At 52.7% G+C, this 6,187-nt stretch carries 12 protein-coding genes and 1 tRNA gene; 10 read left to right on the forward strand and 3 right to left on the reverse strand.

The genetic code is table 11. The features are described from left to right. Positions 1-260: 260 nt before the first annotated feature. The 10 genes from ACESNI_RS02975 to ACESNI_RS03020 all read left to right on the forward strand — a co-directional run bounded on the left by ACESNI_RS02975 (position 261) and on the right by ACESNI_RS03020 (position 4,327). Positions 261-704 carry a hypothetical protein gene (locus ACESNI_RS02975; protein WP_373084890.1) on the forward strand — a complete coding sequence of 148 codons (444 nt, stop codon included), beginning with the start codon at positions 261-263 and terminating at the stop codon, positions 702-704. A gap of 97 nt (positions 705-801) precedes the next feature. Beyond that, the gene (locus ACESNI_RS02980) at positions 802-990 is read left to right on the forward strand and encodes a helix-turn-helix domain-containing protein (protein ID WP_373084892.1); all 189 of its coding nucleotides are present in this window, start codon (positions 802-804) and stop codon (positions 988-990) included. 3 nt (positions 991-993) lie between these two features. Further along, positions 994-1,182 carry a hypothetical protein gene (locus ACESNI_RS02985; RefSeq protein ID WP_373084894.1) on the forward strand — a complete coding sequence of 63 codons (189 nt, stop codon included), beginning with the start codon at positions 994-996 and terminating at the stop codon, positions 1,180-1,182. Continuing rightward, on the forward strand, positions 1,175-1,378 hold the full coding sequence (locus tag ACESNI_RS02990) for a hypothetical protein (RefSeq protein ID WP_373084896.1): 204 nt from the start codon (positions 1,175-1,177) through the stop codon (positions 1,376-1,378). The genes ACESNI_RS02985 and ACESNI_RS02990 overlap by 8 nt, the downstream gene beginning before the upstream one ends. Continuing rightward, positions 1,375-1,662, forward strand: a complete 288-nt coding sequence (locus ACESNI_RS02995; protein WP_373084898.1) for a hypothetical protein — start codon at positions 1,375-1,377, stop codon at positions 1,660-1,662. The genes ACESNI_RS02990 and ACESNI_RS02995 overlap by 4 nt, the downstream gene beginning before the upstream one ends. Before the next feature lie 80 nt (positions 1,663-1,742). Next, a complete protein-coding gene (locus ACESNI_RS03000; RefSeq protein ID WP_373084900.1) occupies positions 1,743-2,474 on the forward strand; it encodes a hypothetical protein in 732 nt (243 codons plus the stop codon). Further along, positions 2,471-3,136 (forward strand): hypothetical protein, encoded by a 666-nt coding sequence (locus ACESNI_RS03005; RefSeq protein ID WP_373084902.1) that lies wholly within the window; start codon positions 2,471-2,473, stop codon positions 3,134-3,136. Before ACESNI_RS03000 ends, ACESNI_RS03005 begins: the two co-directional genes overlap by 4 nt. Beyond that, positions 3,018-3,302, forward strand: coding sequence for an HGGxSTG domain-containing protein (locus tag ACESNI_RS03010; RefSeq protein ID WP_373084904.1), 285 nt, complete (start codon positions 3,018-3,020; stop codon positions 3,300-3,302). The genes ACESNI_RS03005 and ACESNI_RS03010 overlap by 119 nt, the downstream gene beginning before the upstream one ends. Continuing rightward, the gene (locus ACESNI_RS03015) at positions 3,296-3,472 is read left to right on the forward strand and encodes a hypothetical protein (protein ID WP_373084906.1); all 177 of its coding nucleotides are present in this window, start codon (positions 3,296-3,298) and stop codon (positions 3,470-3,472) included. The genes ACESNI_RS03010 and ACESNI_RS03015 overlap by 7 nt, the downstream gene beginning before the upstream one ends. Before the next feature lie 459 nt (positions 3,473-3,931). Next, a complete protein-coding gene (locus ACESNI_RS03020) occupies positions 3,932-4,327 on the forward strand; it encodes an HIRAN domain-containing protein (RefSeq protein ID WP_373084911.1) in 396 nt (131 codons plus the stop codon). A 93-nt stretch (positions 4,328-4,420) separates the two neighbouring features. Here ACESNI_RS03020 and ACESNI_RS03025 read toward each other — a convergent pair. The 3 genes from ACESNI_RS03025 to ACESNI_RS03035 all read right to left on the reverse strand — a co-directional run bounded on the left by ACESNI_RS03025 (position 4,421) and on the right by ACESNI_RS03035 (position 6,012). Beyond that, a tRNA-Arg gene (locus ACESNI_RS03025) sits at positions 4,421-4,497 on the reverse strand. Positions 4,498-4,589: 92 nt separating this feature from the next. Beyond that, on the reverse strand, positions 4,590-5,303 hold the full coding sequence (locus tag ACESNI_RS03030) for a hypothetical protein (protein ID WP_373084908.1): 714 nt from the start codon (positions 5,301-5,303) through the stop codon (positions 4,590-4,592). A gap of 289 nt (positions 5,304-5,592) precedes the next feature. Further along, entirely contained in the window at positions 5,593-6,012 is a 420-nt protein-coding gene (locus tag ACESNI_RS03035; RefSeq protein WP_373084910.1) for a hypothetical protein, read from the reverse strand. Between the last annotated feature and the right edge of the window lie 175 nt (positions 6,013-6,187).

Raw genomic sequence — 6,187 nt, forward strand, 5'->3', positions numbered from 1 at the left:
GCATCGGCATCCGATCAGGCAAGCCAAACGCGATGAAACAGACGCCACCAACCACCGCGCCATATGCTATCGAAAAATACGGATATGAGCCTCAGCCGTTGCAAAAATTAGGCTCGTGAATAAGATGGGTTAGAGCAGGAGTTTGGCTTCAATATAAAATCCTAGGTGAGGCAGCGGATCTGCATCCTTGGTTCGGCGGATTTAACGGCATCACTACCAGATCACTTGCTGCGAATTATTGGAATCGCAAGAATGCGGAAATGATAGAAAGCGGAACACTCGTGGAAACATTGGCCAACGAAGAAGATGCGACCAACATCAGAAAGAGCATTTGGAATAAACGCCGTCCTGTTTTGCATATGGCGCTGGCTGCAGGCAATGAGATAGCGAATGCTCACACCCACCGGCAGATACCTTCGAAAAGGCTCACCGAGCTGCAGGATGAGTGGCAGGTGATTACGCCGGACTGTGAACGGGCAATAGCGAACGGCGATGAGCAATCCGCTGCGATTAGCGAGTGGAATAGACTATCAAAGGCCATCAGCGAGGAACGAAAGAGCAGCGAAAAGCCGATCGAACTTGAAGAAATTGTATTTGACCCAGTCTGGGTTGAGCCAGCTTTAAAGCAAGCCGAGGAATGGGCGGGTACAATGCAGAGGCATCAAATTGTTCCGAAAAGTCAGATTTGGCGATTCACGCGATAAAGGACAACTTTTCACCCCAAGAAAAAGCTGCAGACTGTGGCAAATCCTTCCCACAACGTCCGAGCAATCCTGCCGGTACCTTGTGGGAAAATAGAAAATGAACTTTCCAATTACACTCCAAATCCCGGAAGCTGTTCGCGCTTCCGGCATATCGCGTTCCTGTCTCTATGAAGCATTGAAGCGTGGCGACCTTCGCGCTGTTAAGGCGGGCAGACGCACCCTGATCCCGGTCGCTGATTTGCAAGAATATCTCGCGAACCTTCCGCAGTATCGAGCGGGAGCATGAGTGATGACTGCACAAATGCAAAACCCGGGGCTGGCACCCCGGGCTTCGCGCGATTGCTTTGGTGGGCCGTCGCAATCTTTCCTTACCGCATCGGAAGCGCGGGAGCAAATGCTTGCTTTCCGTTTCTGCCTGTCTCCTTCGATGGCGCGGGATATTGCGCGGCTTTGCTTTGGGGAGGCGCAAAATGATTGAAGGCCCCTTCTTAAATCACCGCGCGGCGGCTTTGGCGTTGCTTAATTGCGACTACCGATTGACCCGCAAAGCAGGGCAGTTTCTTGGACAAATTGCAGTCGATTCGACTTCGCTAAGTCAATCTCAGTGTGAATGGTTGGCAAAGCTGCTGGATAAAGCCGGGTTGCCGTCGTTAGCCGAGGGAGAGCCGGTATGACCTATCCCAATGAACCCGGCCATCGCGGAATCGATACATCCATTGCTGCCGCCATTGCACTTGCCCCTAAATTAGGGAGGCTTCAGCGCATGGCGCGCAATGCAATCCGTGAAGCAGGCTGGTTGGGCCTTACTGCCGACGAGCTGGCCGCACGGCTGGGAATGGATCGTTGGTCGATCCAGCCGCGAACTAGCGAGTTGAAGCGCAAAGGACTTATCCGGGACAGCGGACAGCGCAGGGCGAATAGCACCGGCAAGCTGGCCATCGTTTGGGTGGCAGTCTGATGTCTAGCGTCATGCTAGATCAAAATCGGCATGGCGATGCTTTGAAACTTCACCGGAGCAGCGTTTTCGGTGAAGTTCCAATGCCCACGTCAACGCTCGAAACTGCCGGAAAAATGCCATTGCCGGAAACTGGCACGGCTCATGCAATTAGTTACTTAAGACTAGGTGTGGCAGCCAATTCCACTCGCAGCACCGGCAGAGGCGGTGCGCGCAATCGTTCCGACCGAGTAAGTCATGCACTGACAGCGGCACAAATCGTCAGTCTAAAGGCTGCTGAGAGCCATGCGGCTGCAATTGGCCTACCGTTCACCCGGATGATTACAATGCACTGGCAAGCGGCTGGATTGCCATTAGAGGCAATGGCGTCGGCAACCGGGCGCTTCACGGATTTGATGACCAAAGCGATGTCGAGGCATGGCAGTCGGACAACATGGCTTTGGGTGCATGAGAATGGCGACAATAAAGGCGGACACTGCCATTTGCTTGCCCATGTGCCTGCCGAGCACGTTAAACGCCTGAGTGCGCTTCAAATGGGCTGGTTGCGGCGCATAACGGGGAATGCCTATCGGGCGCGGGTTATCTGTAGCAGGCCTATCGGCGGGCGGCTGGGATTGGAAGTCGGCAATCCTGAATTGCACGCGGTCAATCTGCGAGCGGCGTTTGGATATATCTGCAAGGGAGCGTCACAAAGCGTGCTCGATACCAATGGAATTGACCGGCGGCATGAGCCGGGCGGGCGCATAATTGGAAAGCGGTGCGGAACCTCACAAAACATTAGCGCAAAGGCGCGCAGAAATGGAGCGACGGAATGAGTGAACAAAAATGTAAGGACGGAAAGCCGAAGGCGGCGAACGTGCTGCAAATCAAAACTAAGCCGGGTGAGGTCGAAGGGACATCGGTCGCGAGAGCTTCATTCGATCCTGTCGGAAGGCACGCCAATCTGGCGACTTGTATTGTTGGCAACACATTTGTCGACAATCGAAAACCGACAATTATGGCGAGTACAGAAGCGTTGCAATCTATCTTGTTGGAAGCCCAAGCAGGTGACATGAATATGGCCAGCCGGTTGCTCGCTTCTCAGGCCATTACATTAGATACGCTATTTACCGAATTGACCGGGCGGGCAGTAAGCAATTTAGGCCATTATCCCGATGCTGTTGAGCGTTATTTGCGAATGGCACTTAGAGCGCAATCGAATTGCAGAACGACAGTTGAGGCGCTGACAAAATTACACCAGCCGCGCGAGCAAACCGTTCGCCATGTTCACGTTAATGAAGGGGGGCAAGCTGTGGTGGCCGAGCACTTCCATACGCACTCAGAGGGGTCGAAAAATGCCAAATCAAACAAACAATCCCATGCAACCCGAACGGCTGGCGAAAGCTCCGCGATGCTTGGCGCAGACCCGCACGGGGAAGGCGTGCCAATCTCCAGCAGTGAAGGGGCGAAGGCGGTGCAGGATGCACGGCGGGACTAATCCTGGTGCTCCAACGGGCAATCGCAATGCTTGGAAGCACGGGGCTTATTCTGCCGAAATGAAGTTCGCGGCGGCTCGGTTAAATGCTATTGCGCTAGGCGACCAAACCCGCGAGTTTATATATCCGGCGACTTGGGATGGCGAGGGCGAAAAGAAAGAATGCTAGATGCAATCCCGCCAGAAGCCGGTTTGAACAATACCGTTAGCCTGCCTGACCTCTATCTTGGTGCCAGCATCATTACCAATCAGGGTGATGGTAGCAAGCGGCGCGCCATAGCCGTTCGTCATGATGAATACAGGATGGCCTGCCTCGTTAGTGATCGGTGCGGCTGCTGACTTATACGCGATGCACCTAGACACTTCATCGATTGGCTTGGTTGATTGACCAGACCTATCAGGCTCGGACGATTGAAGATCACCGACGGAAGCGCATCCAGCAAGTAGCGTAAAGGCCAAGGGAATATATCTCATGGGCAAACATGTATAATAAATAATACGCGGCGACAAGTAGGCGAAAAACCACGATCAAACGGACAATACGCTTATGTTATGGGGCGGGATTCAAAACTCTCCAGCCGCCAATCCGGAAAGCGTAGCCAGTGCAAATTCCTCGCATTCACAGTTGAGACTTCGGGGGGGCGTTGCAATCTCTGGAGCTATTAAAACCGGACACCGGGTGGATAGTGCAGCGATAGTGCTAACACAGTTTCTCGCTCGCGCGCGCGAGGGACAATTGACTACTGCTCGGGAGCTGTCGTAGTTATCGTAAATAAATGGCTGTTAGAGGTGACTGAAATGGGGGAAATATATCCGGTCGGTATTGTAGGCGAAAGTAATTATCAAAGAGCAATTGGTCGAGCGCGTGAAGGAGATTCCGTCGGGATATTTAGGGAATTGAACAACCCTTACTCCAATTCCGGTTTGGCGGTGCGAGTTGACAATTCGCACGGCGAAACAATCGGTTATATTGCGAACGATCATTGGCTAAAGGATGCAATAAACAATCAAAAAAAAGGTTGTGACGCCCGCATCCTTGGGATCGAGGGGTCGCCAATGGGCGTAGTATTGGAAGTTCAATTAACTGACGAAGAAGCGCCAACAATCGAATTTGGTAAAAAATCGACCCCTGCTAAAACCGAACCTAGCTCAATTGCTTCGATAGCCAGAAACTTACTCAGCCGCCTTAGCTAGATAGGACGATCAAATTTGCAAGCGATTCAGCCCCCTATTTTCCATACTCATTCCATACGCATCGGGCTGTCGATAGCTAAGTCATTGAAATAATGGTGCACCCGACAGAATTCGAATCTGTGACCTCTGCCTTCGGAGGGCAGCGCTCTATCCAGCTGAGCTACGGGTGCTGAGACGGTGTTCCGCCGAAATCAGCGACTTTCGACCGCTGAAGTTTCCCACTAGAACATAACGAATTAAGGAGCAAGAGGTGTTCTGTGTGTCACGATTGTGTCACGGTTGTGTCACGGGTTAAGCCCATCCATCGCTTCAAGAGACCGCCATGAGACCACATAGACAGCTCTGAAAAGTAATGTTGATAACCTACCGTCTCCAGCCCTGTTGGAGCAGTTTCGCTGTGTGTTGGAAATTGCAATATCGTACTACAATCTGACAGGACGCTGATAATCACAAAACCGTACTGGCCAGAGCGCGGGCAGAGCCGCCTGTCTCTTGCCCTATCAGCCTTCTTCACGCGCACGTCAGCGGCTGGGTTCCGTTGGATGGGAATGCCCCAATCCAGCCGTGCCACTTCAAGAATGCGATGGATGAGGGAAATCTCTCTCTTTACCGTCGCTGGTGTCACCTCAGTTAGCCTGTAGTCTCGGTAGGACGCTAGTTTGGAGGTCGATAAGTCGCTTAGTGTCGTGAGGCAGACGTTAGATTGGCGCATTTTGTTGAGACGGTATCGCTCAGCCGACGCGCCTCTCTTTTGAGGGGTAACGACCCTCACGTATCGATCAACTAATTCTCCGAGGGTTGTATTCCTGAGGATGCTGGTTGATGTAGCAATTCCGCCTTTGTCGATGATTGCCTCCTGCTCCCTCGCCCATGCCTGAGCATCGGCTTTAGCCTTGAAGGTCTGGTAGAGCGGCTCATGCCCCTTACGCCGCACTTGAGCGAACCAATTGCCTCTTCTTTTGGTGATTGTAGCCATGTTCGAACTCCGTGTGTCACGATTGTGTCACAGCGTTCGAAAGGTAGTTCTGCATACAAAGCCAACGAAAGCCTATCCTATGCAAACCTCTGATTTACTTGGCGTATTCCCTACCACCCTTAGTAAAATTACTGACCCCTAATGCCAAAGTAAGCCTTCGGAGGGCAGCGCTCTATCCAGCTGAGCTACGGGTGCTGAGACGGTGTTCCGCCGGGTGCGCGTTTAGCAGCGGATTTGCCGCTTTGCCAATAGATTATTCGACGCCCGGAAAACAGCTCCGCCCCGGGCCTTATTCTTCGCTGTCATCCTTGCGAATCTTCTCGATCTGCTGGAATTTGCCGAGGCCGCAGGCACCGCGGGTGTCGAGCTGGCCGCCGGTCTGGGTCAGCACGTGGATGATATCGACGTTGCACAGTCGGTTGGTCGACGTTTTATAGGAAAAGGCTTCTTCAAAGTTGAGCCCGCTGCATTTGCTCGGCAGATTGTTGCGGTAGATATCACCATTGATCATTTTGAAATCGATCGTCTGGTCGTCGATCACATCAGTGGAGCGGATGTGCGAGCGCATGACGCAGCTTTTTGGTTCGCCGATGGTCTTGATAACATATTGGTCATCCGCGGAGACTTTGCCTCCCATATCGGTGCCGGTAGCGGCACAGCCGCCAGTGGCAAGAAGGGCAGTGATCATGATGGGAGTGAGGATGCGCATGAAATTTCTCCGCTTATTGAAGGATCGTCTGAATATGAGAGGTGGCTCGGTTTGTCTGCACAGTGATTGGCAAAAGATAAGTGGATCGTCTGCCGGTTGTTTCCTCATTATTCCGATATGGGGTGTCATGCAGGGAGGGCGTAGCCCGACCGGAATGACGCCCCATATCAGCGGC

Origin of the sequence: Sneathiella sp., from assembly GCF_041689005.1 — a bacterium.
In the GTDB taxonomy this organism is placed as follows: Bacteria; Pseudomonadota; Alphaproteobacteria; order Sneathiellales; family Sneathiellaceae; genus Sneathiella.